This is a genomic window from Thioalkalivibrio sp. ALJ21 (assembly GCF_000378605.1).
Lineage (GTDB): Bacteria > Pseudomonadota > Gammaproteobacteria > Ectothiorhodospirales > Ectothiorhodospiraceae > Thioalkalivibrio.
The window spans coordinates 526,459-550,970 of sequence record NZ_KB905156.1; the positions used below are offsets into that span (position 1 = coordinate 526,459).

A 24,512-nucleotide genomic window follows, 5' to 3' on the forward strand; every position below is an offset into this window, starting at 1 on the left:
CGGAGGAAGACACGGGTCCAGCCGCAACTAGAACAGGGCGCTTTCGGCTTCCTGATAGGCGATATTCGTATTGCGCGGGGCCAGGTCGTCGAAGTCGGCCAGATCCTGCCAGGGCGAGTCGTCAAAGGCGCGGATCGCGGACTGCATGTCGGTGCCCATGTCCGCCGCCTCAAACATGTGGTCCCACAGCGCGCGCAGGTAGTCGTGGGTCGGGTGGTCGAAGATCGACAGTGCGCCCGGTTCACCGTGGCCCGGGATGAACTTCGCATCCGCGTAGTCGTCCTGCAGGAGTTCGTAGGCCTCCAGCCAACCCTCCATGCTGCCGTCGGGCAGGACGGCCAGCAGGCGCCCCCCGTAGAGCACGTCACCGGCAAACACGACGTTGTCGGGCTCGACTACCGCGATCAGGCTGCCGTGGGTGTGGGCGCTGCCCACATGGCGAACCGTCAACGTGACACCACCCAGGTCCAGTTCCTCGCGATCCTCGACCATCACGTTCGGCGGTTCGGGGTGCTCGGTGGAGCCTTCCGGCCGATCCAGCGCGTTCTCGAGCTGCATGGCGAACATCGAGGCGTTCCCCTGCATGCGGTCGACGGCCTCTGGCGCGGCCAGGATGTCGGCCCCGGCCTCGCGGAAGACGTCATTGCCCATGAAGCGGTGTGGTTGCGAGTTGGTGTTGATTACGTAGCGCACCGGCTTGTCGGTTGTGGCACGAATGTGCTCCAGCATCTCCCTGGCCATTTCCGGGGTGTGGCCGGAATCGATCACGGCCACGGCGTCTTCGCCGACCACGTAGCCGAGGTTCATGCGAAACCCCTGGTTCTCGGTGTCCGGCCCGCCGTACGGCCCGATCCAGGCGTGGGCATGGTCCGAGACAGCCTCGGGTTCCGGCAGGATGGGCGCCTCCTTGGCCGCGAGCATCGGGCTTAGAACAAAAGCCGCCAGGGCCAGAACAAGCAGGGCCCTGTTGCGTGTGTTTTTCAGCATGTCACGTACTCCTAGAGTAGAAGCTGATACCCGGCGCCCAGAACGGCACAGATAGCGATCAGCGGGATAATCCCGACCCGGAAGCGGGCCAGGGCGATGAAGGCAGCGATGCCCAGCAGGGCGGAGAACCACTCGAAGGTCCCCTCGAATCCGTCCGGCCACAGGACGTGCCAGGTAAAGAAGACGGCAAGGTTCACGATCACCCCGACCACAGCGGCGGTGATCCCCGTCAGCGGGCCGGTAAAGTGCAGGTCCCCGCGGGTGCGCTCGACCAGCGGTGCGCCGACCAGGATGAACAGGAACGACGGCAGGAAGGTGAAGAAGGTCGCGACCAGGGCCCCGAGCAGGGCGGCCAGCACGATCTGATCCGGTCCCAGGAAGGCCTGCGTCCAGCCACCGATGAAGCCGACAAACGTGACCACCATGATCAGCGGGCCGGGTGTGGATTCACCCAGGGCCAGGCCGTCGATCATCTGCGTCGGGCTCAGCCAGCCATAGGTCTCCACCCCGCCCTGGTAGACATAGGGCAGCACCGCATATGCGCCGCCGAAGGTAACCAGCGCAGTCTGGGTGAAGAACTGCCCCATGCGAGTCAGCGTGGCATCCCAGCCGAACACGGCGAGCAGCGTCCCGAACACAACGGCCCACAGGCCCAGGCCCACCACCAGAAAGCGGATGACCCGTGGCCAGCGGAACTGCATCCAGGGGGCGGGCGGCGTGTCGTCGTCCACCACCGCCGGGCCACGGGACTCGACACTGCCGGCCCCGTGCGATTCGCCGCTCTGGAAGCGCTCTGGCCAGACGCGGCTGCCCAGCCAGCCGAGGATACCCGCCGTGATGATGATGTACGGGAACGGGATGTTGAGCGCGAATATCGCCAGGAAAGCCGCAATGGCCATCAGCCACAGCAGGCCATTGTTGAGTACCCGTCCGCCGATGCGCCAGCCCGCGTAGACGATGATCGCGACCACCGCCGGCTTGATGCCATAGAACACGGCCTCCACCGCCGGTACATCGCCAAAGGCCAGGTACACCCAGGACAAACCGATCATCAGGAACAGCGAAGGCAGGATGAACAGCAGCCCGGCCATCAGACCGCCGAAGGTCCCGTGCAGCAGCCAGCCGAGATAGGTCGCCAGCTGCTGCGCCTCGGGACCCGGCAGCACCATCGTGTAGTTCAGCGCATGCAGGAAGCGGTTCTCGGAGACCCAGCGGCGCCGCTCCACCAGCTCCTCGTGCATCATCCCGATCTGCCCGGCGGCACCGCCAAAGCTGATGAAGCCGAGTTTCAGCCAGTAGCGAAAGGCCTCGGCCCGAGTGGGCGGGTCGGGTCGTTGGGTCGCGGAGTGTCGGGGATCGGTCATTCGGTGTTGTGTCCGGATTGTTGTTCATAGGCCTGGCGGAGGTCGTGCAGCACCGGGGTCACGCGGGCCAGCAGGGCGTCGTCGTCCGCGCACTGCTGTTTGGCCCCGGTCAGGATGCTTTCGAAGCCCGCCGCCTCGGGGATGGGACGCCCCCCCACATCCAGGAAGTGCACCATCTCGGCCAGTCCGGCCAGACCGCTGTCGCGCTCCAGGCCGAAGGCGGCCAGCAGGACCTCGAAGGTGACGCGGTCGCCAACGTGGGTGAAGGCGGCCCCGTCGAAGTCGAAGCCCAGGGCCTCGGTCGGGCAGTCGGCCGGGGTGGGAATCCAGACGAAGCGGGCTTCCGGGTCGATGAATTCGCGGATCAGCCAGGCACTGGCGACCCGGTCCACCCACATGGCCGCGCGCGTGGCCCATAGCCGGCCCCGGTAGTCCGCCGGGTCCAGGCGGGGGATTCCGGAATCCGGCGCGGGCGATGGTTCGTCCGGCGAGAGCATCGACTGGGCTGCGGCTTCGAGCCGGGCCAGCTGGGCCTCCAGTGGGCCGCGTCCGGGGCCCGGGAAGTAATCGGTGCGGCGCAGCTGCTCCGCCTCGCGGTGGACCTGGCGCAGGCGCTTGAGCAGTTCGGCCTCGCCCAGTCCGGGCAGCTGGCCCAGCAGGGTCTCGGCGCTGGTCTGCAGCGTACGGTAGTCGGCCTCGCGATCGAACAGGCTGCGGTAATGCGCCTGCTCTTCGGCGTTGGCGGCCACCGGCAGGTGGTAGGCCTGGTTGCCCGCCGCCCGTGCGGATTCCGCCAGTTCCAGCAGAGCGTCGCGCAGATCCGGGCGATTGGGCAGCAGGTAGACGCCGTCGCGCAGCGTGGCGGCGCCGAGCGCCTTCAGCGCGCGCCAGAGCCGGACCCGGGTCGAGTCCTGCCCGCTCTGAAAGGCGAGGATGAGCAGCTGCCAGTCGGTATCCGCAGGGTCCATGTTACATATATATCAGCAATGTAATGGACGTTACAAATTCCGTGTACCAGGCACAAAAAAGCCCGGCGCCTTGCGGGGCCGGGCTTACGCTGCCGAGGGCGTGGCGATCAGCCCTCGTTGTGGTAACTGGTGATGCGCTCCACTTCGTTCTTCGCGCCCAGGACCACCGGCACGCGCTGGTGGATGCCTTCGGGGCTGATGTCCATGATGCGCTCGCGGCCGGTGGTGGCGGCGCCGCCGGCCTGTTCGACGATGAAGCTCATCGGATTGGCCTCGTACATCAGGCGCAGCTTGCCGGTCGTGCCCTTGGCCTGCATCTTCGTGTCCATCGGGTACATGAACACCCCGCCGCGGCACAGGATGCGGTGCACCTCGGCGACCATGGAGGCGACCCAGCGCATGTTGAAGTCCTTGCCGCGCGGGCCTTCCTTGCCGGCCAGGCACTCGTCGATGTAGCGCTTCATCGGCGCTTCCCAGAAACGGCTGTTGGACATGTTGACGGCAAACTCCTGGGTGTCCTCCGGGATCTGCACGGTGTCCTTGGTCAGCAGAAATTCCCCGAAGTCCTTGTCCAGCGTGAACATCTTCACGCCCTGGCCGGTGGCCATGACCATCATGGTGGACGGGCCGTACAGGCAGTAACCGGCGGCGACCTGCTTGGTGCCCGGCTGCAGGAAGTCTTCGGTCTTCGGATCGGTCACGCCCTCGGGGGCCTTCAGGATCGAGAAGATCGTGCCCACGGAGACGTTCACATCGATGTTGGAGGAGCCGTCCAGCGGGTCGAACAGGACCAGATAATGACCGCGCGGCGCGTCGGCCGGCATCTCGCAGATCTCTTCCATCTCCTCGGAGGCGAGGCCGGCCGCATGGCCGTTGTGGCTCAGGCTCTCGATAAACACCTCGTTGGTGATGATGTCGAGCTTCTTCTGCGTCTCGCCCTGCACGTTCTCGGAGCCGGCGGAGCCGAGCACGCCGACCAGATCGCCCTTGTCGACGAGGTTGGAGATCTTTTTGCACGCCACGGAGATGTCGTTCAGCAGACCGGTGAATTCGCCGGTTGCGCCCTGGATGCCGCGCTGGGTTTCGATGATGCAGTTGGTCAGAGTGGTACCGATATGCATGATGCAATCCTGATGCTGTTGTGAATCGGGCGACACGGCGCGAAATGGGGCACAGCAGCCCCGTCGCGGGGCGAACGGCCCCGGCGCGCCGGGTGTCAAAGGCGGCATAGTGTAGCAAAAGCACCCTATGTGGCCGATCTGTAGCACTGATGGCGACGCGACGGCCCTGGCACTGCGTTTGCTCGCCATTCGGGACCCCCAACAAAAATGGAGGATTTATATGCCGCAGAACGCGCTGTACGCCCAGTCGGGCGGGGTCACCGCCGTCATCAACGCCAGTGCCTGGGGGGTGATCGAGGCGGTCCGCGCCCACCCGGCCCATTTCGGCCAGATCTATGCGGCGCGCGACGGCATCCTGGGTGTGCTGCGCGAAGAGATCATCGACCTCGACCACGAGGACCCGCTGACCCTGGCCGCCCTGCGCCATACGCCGGGCGGGGCGTTCGGTTCCTGCCGCTTCGATCTCGGCGACCCGGACAAGGACCCAGGGCAGTATGAACGCCTGGTCGAGGTGTTCCGCGCCCATGACATCGGCACCTTCTTTTACAACGGCGGTGGCGGCTCCATGGACACGGCGCTGAAGATCGCGAAGATGGGTGAACGCATGGGCTTTCCGATCAAGGCGATCGGCGTACCCAAGACGATCGACAACGACCTGGCCGTGACCGACTCCAGCCCGGGGTTTGGCTCAGCCGCCAAGTTCATCGCCACGGCAGTGCGCGAGGCCAGCCTGGACGTCGAGTCCATGCATACCAGCTCCACCAAGGTGTTCGTGATGGAGGTGATGGGTCGCCATGCCGGCTGGCTGGCGGCCGCTGCGGCGCTGGCGCAGGAGTTCGACGGCCAGCCGCCGATGCTGATCCTGTTCGCCGAGGTCCCGTTCGACCAGGACGACTTCCTGGACCACCTGAACCGCACCATCGAGCGTCACGGGTATTGTGTGGTGGTCGTCTCCGAGGGGCTGAAGAATCCCGACGGCGGCCTGTTCTCGGTCGCGCAGAGCCACGATGTTTACGCCTACACCCAGCTCGGGGGCGCCGCCCCGCGCCTGGCCGAGCTGATTCGCGAGGAGACCGGGCACAAGCTGCACTGGGCGGTGGTGGACTACATCCAGCGCGCCGCGCGCCATATCGCGTCGAAGGTGGACGTGGAGCAGGCCTATGCCTGTGGCCGCGCGGCGGTGGAGGGGGTGGTCGCCGGCGAGGATGCCTTCATGCCGATCATTCGGCGCGACTCCAGCAAGCCCTATCGCTGGAGCATCGGCTTTACCCCGCTCGAGACCGTCGCCGATATCGAGCAGGGCATGCCGCGCAACTACATCACTCCGGATGGCTACGGCATCACCCAGGCCGCGCGCGACTACCTGCGCCCGCTGATTCAGGGCGAGGACGCCCCGCCATTCGAGCAGGGCCTGCCCTGCTATCCGCGCCTGCGCGGCGAGCTCTTGCCCAAACGTTGCCCCCCGTACGACGTCAAGACCGACTAGCGAGTACCCGGGCCTGCTATTCCGACGCGTCGTTCGGCCGGCAGCAGCCGCCGGGGCCCTCTTGCTGGATGGGCGGGCAGGGCACAGTCCCGTAGGAACAGAAGACGCAGCAATCCCCCGGCAACGGCTTCAGCAGGCTGCCGCAGCCGGTGCACTCGTAGAACCACTGGCAGGCATCGGTGGGCATCGTTTCGGTCTTCTCGTGACCGCATCGGGGGCAGGTCAGCGTCGATTCCGCGACGATTTCATTCATCTGCGTTTCAGGCGATGGCGGCAAAATTGCAATGTACAAGGCGTCGGCGGGAGGAAAAACCCCGTGTGCTACCCGGAAACGGAGTAGCCAGCGCAAGCCGGACGTCTAATGTGTGATAAAGGCCACGCAAGAGGGCCAGCCGAAGTCCAGAGACTGTGGAGGAGATCATGAAGAGCCAAACCCTGAACCGGACGCTGGCGGGCTTTGCGGCAGTCGCCTTGATGGGGGCTTTCGCCGCCCCGGGCACGGTGTCGGCACAAGGTGCTTACTGGCTACCGGCCGATGGTTCGCCCGATGACGTCAAGGTCGAATACCGGCTGCGCGATCATGGCTGCGACAACGTGCGCGGCGAGTGGCGCGTCGTGAACGAGAGCGAAGACTACGTCGATGTGACCGTGACCAAGACGGCCTACACCTGCCCTGGCGAGCTCGACGATGACGTGCGCACCACGGTGCGCCGCTTTGGCACGATTGCGCCGGGCGACATGCGCGAGCGCACGCGCGATGACAGCGTCTGCGGCGGGGCCTGGGCGCGTTCGGTCGAAGTGCTCGAGTACGACATCGAAAAGGTCGATCCGCCCGAAGAGAGCTGATCCAGTTCGCGTTTCGTGGTCCGTGTTCCCCTGAACGGGTCTTGATAGCGTGACCGGGCGCGAAAAAATAAGTGATTCGGGGCTTGGCGCATCCGAGCCGGCGGGTACACTGAAATGGTGTCACTCCGGCGGATTGCCGGTCCTGTTCAATCGAAAAAGGAGTTCGACCATGTCCCACGCACCGCATAGCCGTTGGTTGTCCGCCCCCGCCGCGTTCCTGATTGCATTGGCGCTGGCCCTGCTGCCCGCGACCCCGGCCTTTGCCAGTGCGGGAATGCTGGATACGGGCTCCATGATCCAGCAGGCCAGCGCGGACGACACCCGCGCGCAGCTGCTCAAACAGCTGGATGATCAGGCCGTTCGCGAAAAGCTTGTCGAGATGGGTGTGGACCCCGACCGGGCCCAGGAGCGCGTAGCCCGGCTGACCCCGGAAGAGCTGGCCCACCTCGAGGCCCGCATGGAAACCGATCCGGCCGGGGCCGCTGGTGTGGTCGGTGTGGTTGCCATCGTGTTCGTCGTGCTCGTGATCCTGGACGCGGTCGGCGTGACCGACATCTTCTCGTTCGTTGGCCCTGCCCGCGAACGCTAGGTCTCTCATGGCACCTGCGTACTGGCGGCGAGCCTCCGGGCTCGCCGCACTCGTTTGCGGCCTGCTGGCCGTGCTCTGGCTCAGTGGCTGCGCCACGGCGCCCCAGAGTGCGCAGCTCTCCAGCGAAACTCCGGAAGATCTGCCCACCCGCGTGGAGCTGGAAGACACCCCGTTCTTCCCGCAGGAGGATTACCAGTGCGGCCCGGCGGCGCTGGCGACTGTGCTGGGCGCGCGCGGGATCGATTCCTCGCTGGAAGATCTGATCGACGAGGTCTACATCCCGGCCCGCGAGGGCAGCCTGCAGGCCGAGATGCGTGCCGCCGCTCGCGCCCGTGACCTGGTGGCCTACCGCGTGGAGCCGCAGCTGGAATCCATCCTGCGCGAGGTGGCCGAGGGCAACCCCGTGGTGGTGTTCCAGAACCTAGGGGTCGCGATGTTCCCCGAATGGCACTTTGCCGTGGTGATGGGTTACGACCTGGAGGAGCGCGAGGTGTATCTGCGCAGCGGGCCCATTGAGCGCCACGTGAATTCGTTCGCTCGCTTCGAACGCACCTGGGCGCGGGGCGATCGCTGGGCCTTCCTAGTGACCGAGCCAGATCAGCTGCCAGCCACGGCCGAGCCGCTGCGCTGGCTGCGGGCCGTGAACGAACTGGAGCAGGTGGGTCGTCTGAGCCCGGCCGCCACGGGATATCGGACTGCGATGGAGCACTGGCCGGAGCACCCGATCGGCTATGTCGGACTCGCGAACGTGGCCTTTGCCCAGGGCGACCTGCTAACGGCGGAGGACGCCCTGCGCCAGTTGATCGAGCGGGACCCGCAACGGCACGAGGGCTGGAACAACCTGGCCCATGTGCTGATTGCCCGCCAGTGCGGCGAGCAGGCCCGCGAGGCCGCCAGTTGCGCGGGCGAACTGGCCGGGCCCGGGAGCTATGCGCCTACCCTGGGGGCGGCGGCCGGGGCACCCGACGACGGCGATCAGTGTCGCGCCCTGCCGCCGTGCCCCGCGGCGCTGGAAGCACGCGCCCCGCAGGAGTAGCGGGCGGCCCGTCAGGCCTTGCGCTTCTCCAGGGTCTGTTCGGCGTGCTTGAGGACCAGCCCCAGGTTCTGTTTTTCGACGTCCGTGACCTGCGGGTCTTCTTTCACGGCGTGGCGCAGGTGCTCGACCAGTTGGGCCAGCTCCTCGCGCGAGATCTGGTGGAAGTTGAACCCGCCCCCATAGCGGGCCTCGAGCTGGTCCCAGTAATCGGCGAGCGGCGGACGGTAGTCATCGGTCATCGGTAGCCCTTGGCGGCGGTGGACGAGACGGGGCAGTGTAAAGCCTGTTCGAGCGATTTCCGAACACGCGCGGATGGGGGTGTTTGGTGTGCCCCCACCCCTTGCGGTCTAATACGGGCCTTGTTCCCTGCTGGCTGTTGGCATGTCCCAAGTCACTGCGATCTACCCCGGCACCTTCGACCCGATCACCCACGGGCACACGGATATCGTGCGCCGCGCCGCGCGTCTGTTTGATCGCGTGGTGATCGCGGTGGCTGCCAATCCGAACAAGGGGCCGGCCTTTCCGCTGGAGACGCGCGTCGCGCTGGCTGAGGAGGCAGTGAAGGGGATCGACGGGGTCGAGGTTCAGGGCTTCAACGTGCTGCTGGCCAAGTTCGTTCATGCCCAGGGGGCCAACGTGATCCTGCGCGGCCTGCGCGCGGTATCCGATTTTGAGCACGAATTTCAGCTGGCAGCCATGAACCGTCAGCTGGCCCCCGAGGTCGAAACGCTGTTCCTGACCCCGGCGGAGGAATACAGCTTTGTCTCCTCCAGTCTGGTACGGGAAATCGCCCGTTTGGGCGGCGACGTCTCAAAATTCGTAAGCCCCGGCGTGGCGCGCATGCTGGCCGAACAAAACGGCCTGGAGCGCTAGCCGGGCCCTGCGACTGGATACGAGGACAACCCCATGGCCCTGATGATCACCGACGAATGCATCAACTGCGATGTCTGCGAGCCCGAGTGCCCGAACGAGGCCATCTATCCCGGTGACGAGATCTACGAGATCGACCCGGAGCGCTGCACCGAGTGCGTCGGGCATTACGACGAACCGCAGTGCCAGGATGTCTGCCCGGTCGATTGCATCCCGCTGGACCCTGACCGCAAGGAGACGCGCGAGCAGTTGCAGGCGAAGTACGAGAAGCTGATGGGCGCGTAACGATGTTTGCGCGCCTGCTCCCCGCCGCCCTGGTTGCTGCCCTGCTGGCGGCGCCCGTTCAGGCCGAGGGGCCCGGCCAGGGGGCGGTGGCTTCCGCTCATCCGGAGGCCACCGCGGCGGGCGAGCGTATCCTCGCCGCGGGCGGCAATGCGTTTGATGCCGCCGTTGCCGTGACGGCCGCCCTCGGCGTGGCGGAACCCTATGGCTCCGGCCTGGGGGGCGGCGGGTTTTTCCTGCTCTATGATGCGGAGAACGACCACAGCGTGATGCTGGACGCCCGCGAGACAGCCCCGGGCGAGGCGCATCGCGACATGTACCTGGACGATGATGGCGAGGTGGTCGAAGGGCTGTCACTCGACGGGGTGCTCGCCGCCGGGATCCCCGGCATGCCGGCCGGGATCGACCACCTGTCCCGCCACTACGGCAACCTGCCGCTCGGCGATACGCTGGAGCCGGCCATCCGTCTGGCCGAGGACGGGGTCGAAGTGGGCAGCCGCTACAACCAGATGGCGAGCTTCCGCCACCAGGCGCTGCGGGATGGCGCGGATGCCGCGCAGATCTTTCTCGACAATGGCGGCGTGCCCGACGCGGGCATGCGCCTGGTGCAGCCGGATCTGGCCGACACCCTGCGTCTTTTGGCCAAAGGGGGTCGCGACGGTTTCTATACCGGCGACCTGGCCGATCGCCTGGTCGAGGGGGTGCGCGAGGCCGGGGGTATCTGGACGCTGGAAGACCTGGAGGGCTACGAGGTCGTCGAGCGCGACCCGATCCACATCGAGTATCGCGGCGCGCGGATTACCACCGCCTCACCGCCGTCCTCGGGCGGCATCGCCCTGGGGCAAATCCTGAACATCCTGTCGTTCTACGACCTCGAAGAACTGGCCCCGGACCTGCGGGCGCACCTGACCATCGAGGCGATGCGCCGCGCCTATCGCGACCGTGCCGAGTACCTCGGCGATCCGGATCATGTCGACATGCCACTGGAGCGGCTGCTGTCGCGCGACTATGCGGCCGGATTGCGCGCGACCATCCACCCGGACCAGGCCACGCCCAGCCGCTACCTGCCGCTGTCGGTGGACCCGCAGGCGGATCTCCCCGATCCGACACTGGCGGCCGAGAGCCCGGAGACGACCCATTTCTCCGTGATCGACGCCGACGGCAACCGTGTGGCCGCCACGCTGACGCTGAACTACCCGTTCGGGTCCGGCTATGTGGTGCCCGGCACCGGGGTCCTGCTGAACAACGAGATGGATGACTTCTCGGCCAAGCCGGGCGAACCCAATGCCTACGGACTGATCGGCTTCGAGGCCAATGCGATTGCCCCGTATCGGCGGCCTTTGTCGAGCATGAGTCCGACCTTTGTCGAGACCGATGATCGCGTGGCAATCCTGGGTACCCCGGGGGGCAGCCGCATCATCACCATGGTGTTGCACGGCATCCTGGGCGTGGTGGAAGGGCTGGATGTGGAGACGATCGTCGAGCAACCGCGCTATCACCACCAGTACCTGCCGGATCGTGTGGAACACGAGACGAGCGCGTTCGACATGGAGACGCGTGGACAGCTGGTATCGCGCGGCCACCGCCTGGTGCCGCAGGTACGCCCCTTCGGTGACATGCAGGCGATCCTGTGGGAGCGCGGGGAAGGGCGGCTGGAGGCAGCCTCCGACCCGCGTGGCGAGGGCGGCGCCCGCGTGCTCTCCGAGTAACCGAGTCGCCATTCGCACCCGGTTGCCGCGGTTGCAATGTTTTCCTGCAGCGAGCTACGCAAAAAGCCGCGCCCGGATCATGTCCGGGCGCGGCTTGGCAGGCAATCCCGTTCGGGGCCGGGCCCCGAACGGCTAGGGCATTTAGCCCTGGGCCAGATCGCGGATGCGGGCGTTCAGGCGGCTCTTGTGGCGCGCCGCCTTGTTCCGGTGGATCAGCCCCTTGCTCACGGTCGCGTCGATGACCGGCACGGCCTTCTTGTAGGCCTCGCTGGCTGCCTGGGCATCACCCTGCTGCAGCGGCTTCAGTACGGCCTTCATGGCCGTACGGAAACGGGAGCGCAGCGCCATGTTGTGAGCACGATTCTTGACCGCCTGACGGGCCCGCTTACGGGCAGAAGCAATATTCGCCAAAGTACTTCCCTCGCGTTGATGCGCTAGGTTCTGGAAAAGGCGGCAGAGCATACCGCTGGGTCCCGTTCGCGTCAACCTTGTACCGCTGGGGTTCTGGATGGCGTCGCGGGGTCGCGGCGTCTACTGTATAAGACAAGACCACCCCACAAGGAGAACCACGATGTTTCCGCTCTCCCGCGCCATTCGAATGGCACGCCTGCCCGGTTTTTCGATGGCTCTGATGCTGACGGGTTTGCTGTTCGCCGCGCTGGCGTTCACGCCCCGTGCCGAGGCCATGGAGCCCGAGGCCAAGGTGGTATATCACGCCGATTTCGCCGATCCCCGCCGTTTCTCCGCGATGCTGACCAGCATCAACAACATGATGACGCACTACCAGGACGAGTTCATGGACGTGGACGTGCGCATCGTGTTCGTCGCGCACGGCATCCGCTTCCTGACCGACGACGATCTCGCCGATACGCCCTTCGAGGCCGACGAGGAGCTCAAGGAAGAACGCGATACCTTGCGCGGTCGCCTGATGAGCCTGGCCAGCACCCATGGCGTCCAGCTGGAGCTGTGCGAGATCACCCGTTCGCAGATCGGTCTGGACCAGGACGAGGTCTATGACCACGTCGAGTTCGTGCCCTCGGGCGTGGTACGTATCGCCGAGCTGCAGAACGAGAAGGGCTTCGCCTACATCAAGATCGAGTGATCGGCGCCGCTGTCTGCAGCCTTGAGCCCCGCCTCGGCGGGGCTTTCTAGGGAAACGCTGATTCAATCGCACATCCGCGTTGGCGCCCCCTGTTTTCCGAGACAAGGCGCATCGTGCAGCGGGTAGTGGTTCTACCCGCCCGTTCTTGATTGAATCGGGGCGCAACGCAGGATCGGGGAACAGGGGGCACCAACCCCACAAGCCATTGAAAGCAGGGGTCGGCCGCCCATTGTTGATCAAAAACGGGCGCGCGCACGGCGTTGCGGCTCCCTTGTGCAGAATGACTGCACGGCAGTCATCGCGCCTTGTTCGCACGCAAAAGCGACTCGAGCGCGGACGTGCGATTGAATCAGCGTCTCCCTAGTGCTGGCCCAGGACCTCGAGCTTGGCGAAGCCGAGTACCAGCCACTTGGAGCCCGCGTGGGCGAAGTTCACCTGCACCCGCGCCGAATTGCCTGAACCCTCGAACTGGGTGATCAGGCCCTCGCCGAATTTCGCATGGTGCACGCGGGCCCCGATGGACAGGCCATTGTCGCGGGCCGAGGCATCTGCGGTATCCAGTGATCCAAAGCCCGCGGTGCGCTGGCGGCTGGCGGCAAAGCGCCCCGCACCAAACGGCGAGGCCTGCGGGCGCAGCACCTCCAGCGCGCCCTCCGGGATCTCGTTGATGAAGCGCGAGGCGACGTTGTAGGACTCGCGCCCGTACAGGCGGCGGGTCTCGGCGTGGATCAGGTACAGCTCCTGCTCCGCGCGGGTCATGCCGACGTAGGCGAGGCGGCGCTCCTCCTCCAGTCGCCCCGGCTCCTCCAGCGAGCGTGAATTGGGAAACAGGCCCTCTTCCAGGCCGGTCAGGAAGACCAGTGGGAACTCCAGGCCCTTGGCCGAGTGCAGAGTCATCATCTGCACCGCATCCTCGTGCGGGTCAGCCGCGCCCTCGCCGGCCTCCAGCGCCGCGTGGGCGAGGAACTCCGTCAGGCGATTGCCCTCGCCTTCCTCGCTCTCGGCCGTGGGCTCCATGTCGAAGGCGCGCGCCGCGCCTACCAGTTCGTCCAGGTTCTCCAGGCGCGCCTCGCCGCGCTCGCCCTTCTCCTTCTTGTAGTGCTCGCGCAGCTGCGAGCGCTCGATCGCCTGTTCCACCTGGTCGGCCAGCGGCTGGCGCGGAAGCTCCTGCTGCAAGGTGTGGATCAGCTGTACGAAGCCGGCGACCGCGTTGCGCGCGCGCCCGGGCAGAGCGTCGGAGTCGACCGCATGGACGGCCGCCTGCAGCAGGCTGGTGTCCGCCGCCTGGGCCGCCTGGCGCAGGCCCTCCAGGGTCTTTTCGCCGATCCCGCGCGGCGGCTGGTTGACCACGCGCAGGAAGGCGGCGTCGTCATCGCCGTTGCCGGCCAGGCGCAGGTAGGCCAGGGCGTCGCGGATCTCCTGGCGCTCGAAGAAGCGCAGGCCGCCGTAGACGCGATAGGGCATGCGCCGCGCGATGAAGGTCTCCTCCAGTACGCGCGACTGGGCGTTGGAGCGGTACAGCACGGCGCATTCGCGGTACAGCCCGCCCTGGTCCACGTGGCGCGCGATAGTCTCGGCGACGAAGCGCGCCTCTTCCTGCTCGTTCAGCGCGGTGTACAGGCGCACCGGGGCGCCTTCGGTGTCCTCGGTCCACAGCTCCTTGCCCAGGCGCCCGGAGTTGTGGCGGATCAGCGCGTTGGCGGCGTTCAGGATGTTGGCGCTGGAGCGGTAGTTCTGTTCCAGGCGCACGACCTGCGTGCCCGGGTAGTCCTTTTGGAAGTGCTGGATGTTCTCGATCTTCGCGCCGCGCCAGCCATAGATGGACTGGTCGTCGTCACCGACCGCGAACACCGGGCTGTCGCCCGCCAGCAGGCGCAGCCAGGCGTACTGGATGTCATTGGTGTCCTGGAACTCGTCGACCAGCACATGGCGAAAGCGCGTGCGGTAGTGCTCCAGCAGGGCCTTGTTGTCGCGCAACAGCTCCAGCGAGCGCAGCATCAGTTCAGCGAAGTCCACCACCCCGGCGCGCTCGCAGGCCTGCTGGTAGGTCGTGTAGATGCGCACCCACTGGCGTGCGACCGGGTCGCCGGTATCCGGCAGGTGTTCCGGACGCGAGCCCTCGTCCTTGCGCGCGTTGATGTACCACTGCGCCTGTTTCGGCGGCCATCGCGCCTCGTCCAGCTCCAGGCCGCGCAGCACGCGCTTGACCATGCGCAACTGGTCGTCGGAGTCGAGGATCTGGAAGCCCTGCGGCAGCCGCGCGTCCTGCCAGTGCTGGCGCAGCAGGCGGTGGGCCAGCCCGTGGAAGGTGCCGACCCACAGTCCAGTCGCCGGATGCCCCAGCAGCGTCTCGATGCGCCCTCGCATTTCCGCTGCCGCCTTGTTGGTGAAGGTGACCGCCAGCAGGCTGTGCGGCGCCACGCCCTCAACACCGATCAGCCAGGCGATGCGGTGCACCAGTACGCGGGTCTTGCCGGAACCGGCGCCGGCCAGCACCAGCAGCGGCTGCGGCGGGGCGGCCACGGCCTCGCGCTGGGCCGGGTTCAGGGAATCGAGCAGGGGGGAGACATCCATGCGCGAATGGTAGGGAAACCCGGCCGGAATCGCACGTTGTGCACGCGGGACGTGTGCCTTCCGCCGCGCAAACGCGCTACTCTCGGTCACAACCGTCATCGGCCCTGCGCGGGGAACCTCGCCGCCGAGACGAGTCCCAAGTAGTAACACCGCGCACGAGCAATCGGAACATCGCGAATGAATGACATGCCCTCGCTGCACCGGCTGGATACGCCGGTCTCCGGACAGGAGCTACACCCGGACAACCTGCTTTTCGCCGAGACCCTGCTGGAACGCTACCGCGAGGACCCGGAGTCGGTTCCGCCAGCCTGGGCCGACTACTTCCGCTCGCTGGAGAGCGCGCCAGGTCGAGAGCGCCGTCGGCGTTCCAGCGATCGTCCGGATCTGGCCCATGAGCAGCTGCAGATCCGGGTGCTGCAGTTCATCAACTCCTATCGCTACCTGGGCCACTTCGGGGCGCGCCTGGATCCGCTGGAGCGCGCGGCCCCCGAGCCGCCCGTGGAGTTGAGCCGGGAGTACCACGGGCTGGACCGGGTCGGCCCGGAGATCCTGTTCGACCCCGGTTCCCTGTTCATCGAGGGCCCGGTCTCGCTGGACACGATCGAGCGGGTACTGCGCGAGACCTACTGCGCGAGTATCGGTGCCGAGTACATGCACATCGCGGCGACCGAGGAGAAACGCTGGCTGCAGGAGCGGCTGGAGTCGGTTCATGGCCACTTCGGCTTCGGCGACGAGACGCGGCTGGCCATCCTCGAACGCCTGACCGCGGCCGAGGGGCTGGAGCGCTATCTGCATCGGCGCTATGTCGGACAGAAGCGCTTCTCCCTGGAGGGTGCGGAGAGCCTGATCCCGCTGTTGAATGCCCTGGTCCAGCGCGGTGGTGCGCGCGGGCTGCAGGAGGTCGTGCTGGGCATGGCGCATCGCGGGCGCCTGAACGTGCTGGTCAACCTGTTCGGCAAGGCCCCCGCGGATCTGGCCGGCGAGTTCGAGGGCCGCCCGCGCGACGACCGGGGTACCGGGGACGTCAAGTACCACATGGGCTTCTCCTCGAATGTCGAGACGCCCGGTGGCCCGGTCCATCTGGCGCTGGCGTTCAACCCCTCGCATCTGGAGATCGTGACACCCGTGGTCGAGGGCTCGGTGCGCGCCCGCCAGGTGCGCATTGGCGACCGCAAGGGCAACCGGGTGATGCCCGTGGTGATCCATGGCGATGCCGCCTTCGCCGGGCAAGGCGTGGTCATGGAGACCCTGAACATGTCCCAGACCCGGGGATTCTCCACCAAGGGCACGGTGCACGTGGTCGTGAATAACCAGATCGGTTTTACCACATCGACCCTGAAAGACGCGCGTTCGACGCATTACGCGACCGATGTCGCCAAGATGGTGAATGCGCCGATCCTGCACGTGAACGGCGACGATCCCGAGGCCGTGGTATTCGTCACCCAGGCCGCACTGGACTACCGCATGCGCTTCGGCAAGGACGTCGTGATCGACCTGGTCTGCTACCGCCGCCAAGGGCATAACGAGGCCGACGAACCGGCCGCCACGCAGCCGCACATGTACCGCCGTATCCGCGACCTGCCGACCACCCGCGAGCTTTACGCGCGCTCACTGATCGAGGCCGGGTTGACCGAGGAGAAGACCCAGGACGAGGCGGTCGAGACCTATCGCGCCCGCCTGGATGCCGGCGAGCCCGTGGCCCTGTCGCTGCACGACGACGGGCATGGCACCACAACCAACTGGGCGCCCTATGTGAACCAGACCTGGGATCAGGATGTGGAGACGGGCGTGGAGAGCGCGCGCCTGTCGCGTATGCTCGGCCAGCTCTCGACACCGCCGGAGGGCTTTCAGGTCCACCCGCGTGTGCAGAAGATCCTCGATGCCCGTCGCGCGATGGCTGCGGGCGATCAGTTGCTGGACTGGGGCGCGGCCGAGACGCTGGCCTATGGCACGCTGATCCAGGACGGCTACCGTATTCGCCTGTCCGGCCAGGACTCCGGGCGCGGCACATTCTTCCACCGCCACGCGGTGCTGCATGACCAGGAGACCGGAAAGGCGCTAGTGCCGCTACGCCGGCTGGATCCGGATCACCCGCGCTTTCTGGTCATCGATTCGCTGCTGTCCGAGGAAGGCGTGCTCGCATTCGAGTACGGCTATGCAACGGCCGCGCCGGAGGCCCTGGTGGTCTGGGAGGCGCAGTTCGGTGACTTCGTGAACGGCGCGCAGGTGGTGATCGACCAGTTCATTTCTTCCGGCGAGCAGAAGTGGGGTCGCCTGTGCGGACTGACGCTGCTGCTGCCGCATGGTTACGAGGGGCAGGGTCCGGAGCATTCCTCGGCCCGGCCCGAGCGCTTCCTGCAACTGGCGGCGCAGGAGAACATGCAGGTCTGTGTGCCGACCACGCCCGCGCAGATCTTCCATCTGCTGCGCCGGCAGATGGTACGCCCCTATCGCAAGCCGCTCATCGTGATGACGCCGAAGAGCCTGCTGCGGCATCAACACGCAGTCTCCGATCTCGAGGCACTGGCGCACGGGCAGTACCAGACGGTCATCGACGATGCGCGCATCGAGGACCCCAAGGCCGTCAAGCGTGTGTTGCTGACCAGCGGGCGCATCTACTATGACCTGGCTGCCAGCCAGTCCGAGGGCCAGCACTGGGATGTCGTGATCCTGCGCCTGGAACAGTGCTACCCGTTCCCCGAGGAGCGCCTGACCGAACTGCTGGGACGTTACCCACACGCGGAGGAGTTCGTCTGGGTGCAGGACGAGCCGGAGAACCAGGGCTATCTGGGATTCCTGGCGCCGCGCATCAATCCACTGCTGACGGTGCGTGGTCAGACGCTGCACGCAGTCGCACGACCCCCGGCCGCCGCGCCGGCGGTCGGCTACCCGGAGGTCCACAAGGCGCAGCTGAAGGACCTGCTCGAGCGGGCATTCGGGCCGATCAGTTCGCGCGACACCCCGCACCCCACGCCCTGAACACTGACGCACAGCACAAGGAAGCGAAATGGCATCCGACCCGACCCCGATCCAGGTCCCCGAGCTCCCGGAATCCGTCGCCGATGCGACCGTGGTCGCCCTGCACAAGAAGGCGGGCGATGCGGTCAAGCGCGATGAACTGATCGCCGAACTCGAGACCGACAAGGTCGTACTCGAGGTCTCCGCTCCCTCCGCCGGCACCCTGACGGCGCTGGAGGTCAGCGAGGGCGATACCGTGAAGACCGATGCGGTAATCGGCTACCTGGGGCCGGCCGAAGAGGCGAGCGAAGATGACGCCGGAGCCGAAGAAGAGGAGGCGTCCACACCCTCGCAGCCAACAGGTGAATCCTCCGGTGCAGCGACTTCTGCTCCCGGCGCCGAGGGGGCAGGCAAGGCCCGGGACACCGCGAAGCCCCCACGCGATGGCGGCTCCTCTGGTGCCGCCACCCCGCCACCCAGTCCGTCCGTGCGACGTCTGCTGCAGGAGGCGGGGCTCAAAGCCGAGGATGTCGAAGGCACCGGCGAGGATGGCCGTATTCAGCGTGAGGACGTCGAGCGCGCACAGGCAGCCCGTTCGCACCGTAGCGAGGCACCCTCGCCTGCTTCAACCGAAGGGCGCGCCCCGGAACGCGAGCCGGCGCAATCCGCCGGCGGCATCGAACGTGTACCGATGACGCGCCTGCGCGCGCGGATCGCCGAGCGGCTGCTGGAGGCCAAGCAGTCCACCGCGATGCTCACGACCTTCAACGAAATCGACATGTCCGCCGTGATGGACCTGCGCGCGCGCCACAAGGAGGCCTTCGAGAATCGCCACTCGATCAAGCTGGGCTTCATGGGCCTGTTCGTGGCCGCCGCCAGCCGCGCGCTGGAGCGCTTTCCGATCATCAATGCCGCGCTCGATGGCGAGGAGATCGTCTATCACCACTACAGCGACATCGGCATCGCCGTGTCCTCGCCGCGCGGGCTGGTGGTGCCTGTGCTGCGCGATACCGGCAACGCCAGCGTCGCCGATATCGAGCGCCGCATCCGCGACTTCGCCGAGCGCGCCCGCGACGGCAAGCTGGATATCGACGAGCTGCGCGGCGGCACTTTCACGATCACCAACGGTGGGGTATTCGGCTCGCTGTTCTCCACCCCGATCGTGAACCCGCCGCAAAGCGCCATCCTCGGCATGCACGCGATCAAGGAACGCCCCGTTGCGGTGGACGGCGAGGTGGCGATCCGGCCGATGATGTATATCGCCCTCTCCTACGACCACCGCCTGGTCGACGGCGCCGATGCCGTCCGCTTCCTCGTCGCCATCAAGGACGCGATCGAGGACCCGGCGCGCCTGCTCCTCGACGTCTGACCCCGCCCGTCCCGGACCTCGCCCCCCTGTAGGAGGCCAGCCCTCTGGCCGATGGGGCGTTGGACAGGTCCCTATCGGCCAGAGGGATGGCCTCCTGCCGGCTGCAGCGATACGGCCGTGAACGAACGGGCGACGCTGCCCGTGGTGTTCAGGCGCGGTCGACGGGGCGTCGGTACGGGCCCGGGCGCAACCCGAATAGCAGCATCGCGGCGCCGAACAGGCCGAGCGGCCAGGCCGGCCAGGCCAGTCCGAGCCAGGTGGACACGTCAAGCTGGGTGGCCAGCCCCGCCAGGGCGAGCAGGCCCGCGCCTCCCCAGGCCTCGTGGCGCCGGCGGTTCTGGCGGCGCAGCCCCTCTTCCAGATCGCGGATCTGCTGGCGCAGGGCGGCGTCGCGTTCGGCGCGCTGCTCCTCCACCGTCAGGGCCTTCTCCAGGTGCATGGGCATCTCGGGCAGTTGGGCGAGCAACCGAGGCAGGTGCTGCTGCGCATTGCGGATGAATGCGCGCACGCCCATGCGCTCGTGCATCCAGTCCTCGATGAACGGCTTGGCGGTGGTCCACAGATCCAGCTGCGGATAGAGCTGACGGCCCAGACCCTCGATGTTCAGCAGGGTCTTCTGCAACAGCACCAGCTGCGGCTGGACCTCCATGTTGAAGCGCCGGGCGGTCTGGAACAGGCGCAGCAGCACCTGGCCGAAGGAGATCTCCTCGAGCGGGCGCTGGAAGATCGGCTCGCAGACGGTGCGGATTGCCGCCTCGAACTCGTCTACACGGGTGTCCTTCGGTACCCAGCCGGATTCCACGTGCAACTCGGCCACGCGGCGGTAGTCGCGGTTGAAGAAGGCGTGGAAGTTCTCCGCCAGGTAGCGCTGGTCGGAATCCAGCAGCGAGCCGACGATGCCGAAGTCCACCGCCAGGTAGGTCGGGTCGTCCGGGTGGGTGGCATCGACGAAGATGTTGCCCGGGTGCATGTCGGCGTGGAAGAAGTTGTGCTGGAACACCTGGGTGAAGAAGATCTCCACTCCGCGTTCGGCCAGCAGCCTCAGGTCCACGTTGCGTTCACGCAGTGCCGCGATATCCGCCACCGGGATGCCGCCGATGCGCTCCATCACCAGCACGCTGCGGCGCGTGTAGTCCCAGATGATCTCCGGGATGTACAGCAGGTGGCTGTCCTCGAAGTTGCGGTGGATCGCGGCGGCGTTGGCGCCCTCGCGGATCAGGTCCAATTCGTCGGTGACGGTCTTTTCGTATTCGTCCACCACCTCGCGCGGGCGCAGGCGCTTGGCCTCGGACCAGTAGCGATCGGCCAGGTCCGCGATCAGGTGCATCACCTCGAGATCCGCGCGGATGGTCTTGAGGATGCCGGGGCGCACGACCTTGACCACGACCTCGCGCCCGTCCTGCAGCGTGGCCGCATGCACCTGTGCGATGGAGGCCGAGGCGATCGGCGTGTCCTCGAACGTGGCGAAGGAATTCTCGATCGGACGTTCCAGCTCGGCCTCGATCAGGGCGCGCGCCTGCTCGAACGGGAACGGGGGTACCCGGTCCTGCAGCCGCGCCAGCTCCACCGCGATGTCGTCCGGCAGCAGATCGCGCCGGGTGGACAACATCTGCCCGAACTTGATGAAGATCGGCCCCAGATCCTCCAGCGCGCGGCGGATGCGCTCGCCGCGCGTACCTTCGGTGCGGCGAAACCAGTTCCAGGGCGCGAGATAGAGCAGGAAGCTGAGCGGGCGCAGCGGCTTCAGCGTAAACAGGATGACATCGAGGCGATAGCGCACCAGGACCCGCGCGATGGTCCACAGCCGCAGCCCCCGGTACAGCGCGCGGCGCATCAGGCCTGCCGGTCGTCGGTATCGGAGGCGGTGCTGGCCTCCAGGGAAACACTGATCCATGTACACGCTCGCGCTCGAGTCGCTTTTGCGTGCGAACAAGGCGCGGCGACTGCCGTGCAGTCATTCTGCACAAGGGAGCCGCAACGCCGTGCGCGCACAAAAGCGGCCGAGCCCCTTCGGGGTTGGTGCCCCAGGTTCCCCGATCCTGCGTTGCGCCGCTTGCGGGTAGAACCACTACCCGCTACACGACGCGCCTTGCCTCGGAAAACCTGGGGTACCAACGCGAGCGTGTTCATGGATCAGTGTTTCCCCAGCTGGCGCAGGCGTGCATCCAGCCGGGCGACTCCATCACGCAGGTCGGCGACATCCTCGGCAAAGGCCTCGAAGGCCCCGCCGGCCGGCAGCCACTCGAGTTCGTCACGCAGATAGTCAGCGGTGTCCTCGGCGGAGCGGCGGCCCAGGTGGCGCAGGCTGCCGCGGGCCTGATCCAGCAGGTGGCGAAGCGGCCCGGCGGCCCCGGCGCCGGCAAAGCGCTCGAACAGCCCCTCCCAGTCGACCCCGGCATCGCGCAGCGCATGCTGCAGATCGGAGAGCACGGTGGCGTCACCGTTGATGGTCAGTCCGGAGCGGTCGTCGCGCCCCATCGCTGCGGCCAGTGACAGTGGCGAGCCTGCCAGTTGTACATCCACCGGTGCCTCGACACCGCCGATGACCTGCAGTCGGTCGGCGGCCCCGACCAGCGAAAAGGCCAGCCCCGGCGGCTCGATCACGATGGCGATCGCACGCCCGGCCAGGCGCGCCCGATCCTTCTCCGGCGCGCTCGCCAGATGATCGTTCAGCGCGGCCTCGATCAGGGCCGTGAACGGACTGGGCAGGGCGAAGGGTTCGGCCATGAAACGCTACAGTTTCGTGCCGCGGTGGAGGGCGACGATGCCACCGGTCAGGTTGTCGTACTCGACCCGTTCCAGCCCGGCATCGCGCATCATCCCGGCCAGGGTCTCCTGATCCGGGTGCATGCGGATGGACTCCGCCAGGTAGCGGTAACTGTCGGCATCGTTGGCGACCAGCTTGCCCATCAGCGGCAGCATCTTGAACGAATAGACATCGTAGATCGGGCGCAACGGCGCCATCGGCTGCGAGAACTCCAGCACCAGCACGCGCCCGCCTGGCTTGATCACCCGGCGCATCTCGGCCAGCGCGCGCTCCTTGCGGGTCACGTTGCGCAGGCCAAAGGCGATGGTCACGCGGTCGAAATAGTCATCCGGATAGGGTAGCTGCTCGGCATCCGCCTGCACGAAGTCGAGGTTGCCCACATGGCCCTCGTCCAGCATGCGGTCGCGTCCGGCCTCCAGCATCGAGGCGTTGATGTCGCAGACCACGATCTGTCCCTTCGGCCCGACGCGCGGGGCAAAGGCCCCGGCCAGGTCCCCGGTGCCCCCGGCCAGGTCCAGGATCTTCATGCCCGGGCGCACGCCGGTGCGCTCCAGCGTGTAGCGCTTCCAGATGCGATGGATGCCCATCGACATCAGGTCGTTCATCACGTCGTAGCGCGAGGCGACCGAGTGGAACACCTCGCCGACCCGCGAGGCCTTCTCGGACTCGGGGACGCTCTGGTAGCCGAAGTGGGTCTTGCCGGGCTCTTCTTTCATCGTCAGTGCGTCTTGCGCTCGTGGCCGGCCTCTTTCAGCCGATCCAGGTAATCCTGCCACAGACTTTCCTGCTCCGTGCCGAGCTTGTGCAGGTAGTCCCAATCATAGATGCCGGTGTCGTGGCCGTCAGAGAACTCCAGCTTCACCGCATAGTTACCGACCGGCTCGATCCCGGTGATGTTCACATCCTCCTTGCCCACCTGCAGCACCTCCTGGCCCGGGCCATGCCCGCGCACCTCGGCCGAGGGCGAGTACACCCGCAGAAATTCGCAGGGCAACTCGAAATGCGAGCCATCGGAGTAGGAGATCTCCAGGATGCGCGACTTCTGATGCAACTGGATATCGGTGGGTCGGTGCTTGCTGCTCATGCGGCCTCCAGAATCCTCGGCCGGGACGGGCCCGGAAAGATCTTGCGCGACCGCCCGAAGCGGCCACTGTCAACAGGCTGCGAGGATACCAGCCCAGCGGGTCAGCGTGGCATCTCCCTGCGCACCGCGGGCCTGCCCCCCGGCAGGATGGATCACACAGGCGACAGGACCATGTGCGAGAGCGCTGCCGGCTACTCGGCGTCGCGGCCCCGCTCGGGGACGGGGGGCGGGGTGGCGCGGGAGGAGACGCTGAGGGCGGTGACGGTGACCAGGATCAGGGCCATGCCGATGATCTGAACCAGTGCCAGGCTTTCGTGCAGGATCACCACGCCGAACAGCGTGGCGGTGACCGGTTCGATCATCGCGACGATCGAGGCAACGGCGGGGGCCGTGGTCCGCAGTCCATTGATGTAGAAGGCGAACGACAGGCCGGCACCAAAGATGCCAAGGGCCAGGAACAGCGGCCAGTCGGTGGTGGTCAGCACGGTGGCCATCTGCGTGTTGTCGCCCGGCAGCATCAGCAGGATGACGAGCACGCCGAAGGCGATCGCGAGGATCGCCTGCGGGCTGCCGTGCTGGCCGGCGTACTTGAAGCCGAAGATGAAGATCGCGTAGGACAGGCCCGCCAGCAGGCCGGCACCGGCGCCGATCAGGGTGACACCGCCCGCCCCGGTGTCGTAGATCTGGGTGAGCAGGACGATGCCGACCATGACCATCGCGATGGCCACCAGTTTGAGCGTGGTAGGGGTCTCCAGCCTCAGGGCGAAGGAAATGATGTAGACAAACACCGGGGCGCAGTACATCAGCGTGGCGGCGACCGCGACGCTGCCATGCGCGATGCTGAGAAAGTAGAACGCGAAGTTGCCGGCTACACCCAGCCCGGCCACGGCTGACCAGAACCACATCTTGCCGCTGCCCAGCCCGCTGCCACCCGGACGCCAGGCGAGCCAGATCAGCACGAACAGCAGGCCGATGGCCCCGCGGTAGAACGAGACCACGAAGGCATCCCAGCCCTCGGCCATCAGGATGCCGCCGATCCCACCGGACAGCCCCCAGAAGAAGGCCGCCAGCACCACCAGTCCCACACCCAGACCCATTATTCGCTTCCTTTCTTGTTGTCCGAACAAGCCGCCACCGGGTCGTAACCTGGCCGCGCTTGATTAAGGACCGCGACGAAGGGATCGGTCCGCGGTTCACAAATAACGTCCTATGGTGAAGGGCGCGTCGGCGTATACGCCAATCGCCCCGTCAGTCGCGTGGCGGATAGTCCACCTGGCGGCCACGTCTCATCCGCGCTGGCGACGATCGGCAAGACCAGGACCAGACCGGCCAGCCACAGACTCATTCAGCGCATGAACGCCCTCCCCGTTCCCCGTGGCCAGCATACGCCTCGCAGGTCA

The 24,512-nt window shown here is 66.7% G+C and carries 23 protein-coding genes; 10 read left to right on the top strand and 13 right to left on the bottom strand.

What is annotated here, in order from left to right; genetic code table 11:
• Positions 1–27: 27 nt before the first annotated feature.
• The 4 genes from F579_RS0108585 to F579_RS0108600 form a co-directional block, all read right to left on the bottom strand.
• The gene (locus F579_RS0108585) at positions 28–987 is read right to left on the bottom strand and encodes an MBL fold metallo-hydrolase (protein ID WP_019023580.1); all 960 of its coding nucleotides are present in this window, start codon (positions 985–987) and stop codon (positions 28–30) included.
• An 11-nt stretch (positions 988–998) separates the two neighbouring features.
• Complete coding sequence (gene chrA / locus F579_RS0108590) at positions 999–2,351, bottom strand: chromate efflux transporter (RefSeq protein WP_019023579.1); 1,353 nt, start codon at positions 2,349–2,351, stop codon at positions 999–1,001.
• Positions 2,348–3,319, bottom strand: a complete 972-nt coding sequence (locus tag F579_RS0108595) for a chromate resistance protein ChrB domain-containing protein (RefSeq protein ID WP_019023578.1) — start codon at positions 3,317–3,319, stop codon at positions 2,348–2,350. The genes chrA and F579_RS0108595 overlap by 4 nt, the downstream gene beginning before the upstream one ends.
• 107 nt (positions 3,320–3,426) lie before the next feature.
• Positions 3,427–4,440 carry a class 1 fructose-bisphosphatase gene (locus tag F579_RS0108600; protein ID WP_019023577.1) on the bottom strand — a complete coding sequence of 338 codons (1,014 nt, stop codon included), beginning with the start codon at positions 4,438–4,440 and terminating at the stop codon, positions 3,427–3,429.
• 220 nt (positions 4,441–4,660) lie between these two features.
• Between F579_RS0108600 and F579_RS0108605 the strand changes: the two genes are divergently transcribed.
• Positions 4,661–5,926, top strand: a complete 1,266-nt coding sequence (locus F579_RS0108605; protein ID WP_019023576.1) for a 6-phosphofructokinase — start codon at positions 4,661–4,663, stop codon at positions 5,924–5,926.
• A gap of 16 nt (positions 5,927–5,942) precedes the next feature.
• On the opposite strand, the gene F579_RS0108610 is transcribed toward F579_RS0108605, so the two are convergent.
• Positions 5,943–6,179, bottom strand: a complete 237-nt coding sequence (locus F579_RS0108610; RefSeq protein WP_019023575.1) for a GDCCVxC domain-containing (seleno)protein — start codon at positions 6,177–6,179, stop codon at positions 5,943–5,945.
• Positions 6,180–6,334: 155 nt separating this feature from the next.
• On the opposite strand from F579_RS0108610, the gene F579_RS0108615 reads away from it, so the two are divergent.
• The 3 genes from F579_RS0108615 (at position 6,335) to F579_RS0108625 (ending at position 8,397) form a co-directional block, all read left to right on the top strand.
• Complete coding sequence (locus tag F579_RS0108615; RefSeq protein ID WP_026148128.1) at positions 6,335–6,772, top strand: hypothetical protein; 438 nt, start codon at positions 6,335–6,337, stop codon at positions 6,770–6,772.
• A gap of 169 nt (positions 6,773–6,941) precedes the next feature.
• Positions 6,942–7,361: a PA2779 family protein gene (locus F579_RS0108620; RefSeq protein WP_026300988.1), complete on the top strand. Its 420-nt coding sequence runs from the start codon at positions 6,942–6,944 to the stop codon at positions 7,359–7,361.
• Between the two features lie 7 nt (positions 7,362–7,368).
• Complete coding sequence (locus tag F579_RS0108625; protein WP_019023573.1) at positions 7,369–8,397, top strand: PA2778 family cysteine peptidase; 1,029 nt, start codon at positions 7,369–7,371, stop codon at positions 8,395–8,397.
• An 11-nt stretch (positions 8,398–8,408) separates the two neighbouring features.
• Here F579_RS0108625 and F579_RS0108630 read toward each other — a convergent pair whose 3' ends face one another.
• Positions 8,409–8,636 carry a hypothetical protein gene (locus tag F579_RS0108630; RefSeq protein WP_018139831.1) on the bottom strand — a complete coding sequence of 76 codons (228 nt, stop codon included), beginning with the start codon at positions 8,634–8,636 and terminating at the stop codon, positions 8,409–8,411.
• Positions 8,637–8,778: 142 nt separating this feature from the next.
• On the opposite strand from F579_RS0108630, the gene coaD reads away from it, so the two are divergent.
• The 3 genes from coaD to ggt are packed head-to-tail and all read left to right on the top strand — an operon-like array spanning position 8,779 to position 11,258.
• Positions 8,779–9,270, top strand: a complete 492-nt coding sequence (gene coaD, locus F579_RS0108635; protein ID WP_019023572.1) for a pantetheine-phosphate adenylyltransferase — start codon at positions 8,779–8,781, stop codon at positions 9,268–9,270.
• 33 nt (positions 9,271–9,303) lie between these two features.
• A complete protein-coding gene (locus tag F579_RS0108640) occupies positions 9,304–9,552 on the top strand; it encodes a YfhL family 4Fe-4S dicluster ferredoxin (RefSeq protein ID WP_012981508.1) in 249 nt (82 codons plus the stop codon).
• A gap of 2 nt (positions 9,553–9,554) precedes the next feature.
• Positions 9,555–11,258, top strand: coding sequence for a gamma-glutamyltransferase (gene ggt, locus F579_RS0108645; RefSeq protein WP_019023571.1), 1,704 nt, complete (start codon positions 9,555–9,557; stop codon positions 11,256–11,258).
• A gap of 141 nt (positions 11,259–11,399) precedes the next feature.
• Here the strand turns inward: ggt and rpsT are convergent, their stop codons facing one another.
• A complete protein-coding gene (rpsT, locus tag F579_RS0108650; protein ID WP_012981510.1) occupies positions 11,400–11,669 on the bottom strand; it encodes a 30S ribosomal protein S20 in 270 nt (89 codons plus the stop codon).
• A 160-nt stretch (positions 11,670–11,829) separates the two neighbouring features.
• Between rpsT and F579_RS0108655 the strand changes: the two genes are divergently transcribed.
• Positions 11,830–12,360: a DsrE family protein gene (locus tag F579_RS0108655; protein ID WP_019023570.1), complete on the top strand. Its 531-nt coding sequence runs from the start codon at positions 11,830–11,832 to the stop codon at positions 12,358–12,360.
• Between the two features lie 360 nt (positions 12,361–12,720).
• Here F579_RS0108655 and uvrD read toward each other — a convergent pair whose 3' ends face one another.
• Entirely contained in the window at positions 12,721–14,934 is a 2,214-nt protein-coding gene (gene uvrD, locus F579_RS0108660; protein ID WP_026300986.1) for a DNA helicase II, read from the bottom strand.
• Positions 14,935–15,111: 177 nt separating this feature from the next.
• On the opposite strand from uvrD, the gene F579_RS0108665 reads away from it, so the two are divergent.
• Together F579_RS0108665 and odhB are read left to right on the top strand one after the other, a co-directional pair.
• Positions 15,112–17,913: a 2-oxoglutarate dehydrogenase E1 component gene (locus F579_RS0108665; protein WP_019023568.1), complete on the top strand. Its 2,802-nt coding sequence runs from the start codon at positions 15,112–15,114 to the stop codon at positions 17,911–17,913.
• Between the two features lie 28 nt (positions 17,914–17,941).
• Positions 17,942–19,261 carry a 2-oxoglutarate dehydrogenase complex dihydrolipoyllysine-residue succinyltransferase gene (odhB, locus tag F579_RS0108670; protein ID WP_019023567.1) on the top strand — a complete coding sequence of 440 codons (1,320 nt, stop codon included), beginning with the start codon at positions 17,942–17,944 and terminating at the stop codon, positions 19,259–19,261.
• Positions 19,262–19,409: 148 nt separating this feature from the next.
• On the opposite strand, the gene ubiB is transcribed toward odhB, so the two are convergent.
• The 5 genes from ubiB to F579_RS0108695 form a co-directional block, all read right to left on the bottom strand.
• Positions 19,410–21,095: a ubiquinone biosynthesis regulatory protein kinase UbiB gene (gene ubiB, locus F579_RS0108675; protein ID WP_019023566.1), complete on the bottom strand. Its 1,686-nt coding sequence runs from the start codon at positions 21,093–21,095 to the stop codon at positions 19,410–19,412.
• A gap of 299 nt (positions 21,096–21,394) precedes the next feature.
• The gene (locus tag F579_RS0108680; RefSeq protein WP_019023565.1) at positions 21,395–21,988 is read right to left on the bottom strand and encodes an SCP2 domain-containing protein; all 594 of its coding nucleotides are present in this window, start codon (positions 21,986–21,988) and stop codon (positions 21,395–21,397) included.
• Positions 21,989–21,994: 6 nt separating this feature from the next.
• The gene (gene ubiE / locus F579_RS0108685; RefSeq protein WP_019023564.1) at positions 21,995–22,744 is read right to left on the bottom strand and encodes a bifunctional demethylmenaquinone methyltransferase/2-methoxy-6-polyprenyl-1,4-benzoquinol methylase UbiE; all 750 of its coding nucleotides are present in this window, start codon (positions 22,742–22,744) and stop codon (positions 21,995–21,997) included.
• A gap of 2 nt (positions 22,745–22,746) precedes the next feature.
• Positions 22,747–23,112 carry a gamma-butyrobetaine hydroxylase-like domain-containing protein gene (locus tag F579_RS0108690; protein WP_019023563.1) on the bottom strand — a complete coding sequence of 122 codons (366 nt, stop codon included), beginning with the start codon at positions 23,110–23,112 and terminating at the stop codon, positions 22,747–22,749.
• Positions 23,113–23,303: 191 nt separating this feature from the next.
• A complete protein-coding gene (locus F579_RS0108695; RefSeq protein WP_019023562.1) occupies positions 23,304–24,209 on the bottom strand; it encodes a DMT family transporter in 906 nt (301 codons plus the stop codon).
• Positions 24,210–24,512: the final 303 nt, after the last annotated feature.

Excerpts from the sequence above, each read along its gene's own strand:
- ubiE (WP_019023564.1), bottom strand. The coding sequence starts at position 22,744 with ATGAAAGAAGAGCCCGGCAAGACCCACTTCGGCTACCAGAGCGTCCCC.
- ggt (WP_019023571.1), top strand. The coding sequence starts at position 9,555 with ATGTTTGCGCGCCTGCTCCCCGCCGCCCTGGTTGCTGCCCTGCTGGCG.
- ubiB (WP_019023566.1), bottom strand. The coding sequence starts at position 21,095 with ATGCGCCGCGCGCTGTACCGGGGGCTGCGGCTGTGGACCATCGCGCGG.
- coaD (WP_019023572.1), top strand. The coding sequence starts at position 8,779 with ATGTCCCAAGTCACTGCGATCTACCCCGGCACCTTCGACCCGATCACC.
- F579_RS0108625 (WP_019023573.1), top strand. The coding sequence starts at position 7,369 with ATGGCACCTGCGTACTGGCGGCGAGCCTCCGGGCTCGCCGCACTCGTT.
- F579_RS0108695 (WP_019023562.1), bottom strand. The coding sequence starts at position 24,209 with ATGGGTCTGGGTGTGGGACTGGTGGTGCTGGCGGCCTTCTTCTGGGGG.
- F579_RS0108680 (WP_019023565.1), bottom strand. The coding sequence starts at position 21,988 with ATGGCCGAACCCTTCGCCCTGCCCAGTCCGTTCACGGCCCTGATCGAG.
- F579_RS0108665 (WP_019023568.1), top strand. The coding sequence starts at position 15,112 with ATGAATGACATGCCCTCGCTGCACCGGCTGGATACGCCGGTCTCCGGA.
- F579_RS0108595 (WP_019023578.1), bottom strand. The coding sequence starts at position 3,319 with ATGGACCCTGCGGATACCGACTGGCAGCTGCTCATCCTCGCCTTTCAG.
- F579_RS0108585 (WP_019023580.1), bottom strand. The coding sequence starts at position 987 with ATGCTGAAAAACACACGCAACAGGGCCCTGCTTGTTCTGGCCCTGGCG.
- F579_RS0108640 (WP_012981508.1), top strand. The coding sequence starts at position 9,304 with ATGGCCCTGATGATCACCGACGAATGCATCAACTGCGATGTCTGCGAG.
- F579_RS0108610 (WP_019023575.1), bottom strand. The coding sequence starts at position 6,179 with ATGAATGAAATCGTCGCGGAATCGACGCTGACCTGCCCCCGATGCGGT.
- F579_RS0108690 (WP_019023563.1), bottom strand. The coding sequence starts at position 23,112 with ATGAGCAGCAAGCACCGACCCACCGATATCCAGTTGCATCAGAAGTCG.
- F579_RS0108655 (WP_019023570.1), top strand. The coding sequence starts at position 11,830 with ATGTTTCCGCTCTCCCGCGCCATTCGAATGGCACGCCTGCCCGGTTTT.
- F579_RS0108620 (WP_026300988.1), top strand. The coding sequence starts at position 6,942 with ATGTCCCACGCACCGCATAGCCGTTGGTTGTCCGCCCCCGCCGCGTTC.
- uvrD (WP_026300986.1), bottom strand. The coding sequence starts at position 14,934 with ATGGATGTCTCCCCCCTGCTCGATTCCCTGAACCCGGCCCAGCGCGAG.
- F579_RS0108630 (WP_018139831.1), bottom strand. The coding sequence starts at position 8,636 with ATGACCGATGACTACCGTCCGCCGCTCGCCGATTACTGGGACCAGCTC.
- chrA (WP_019023579.1), bottom strand. The coding sequence starts at position 2,351 with ATGACCGATCCCCGACACTCCGCGACCCAACGACCCGACCCGCCCACT.
- odhB (WP_019023567.1), top strand. The coding sequence starts at position 17,942 with ATGGCATCCGACCCGACCCCGATCCAGGTCCCCGAGCTCCCGGAATCC.
- F579_RS0108605 (WP_019023576.1), top strand. The coding sequence starts at position 4,661 with ATGCCGCAGAACGCGCTGTACGCCCAGTCGGGCGGGGTCACCGCCGTC.
- F579_RS0108600 (WP_019023577.1), bottom strand. The coding sequence starts at position 4,440 with ATGCATATCGGTACCACTCTGACCAACTGCATCATCGAAACCCAGCGC.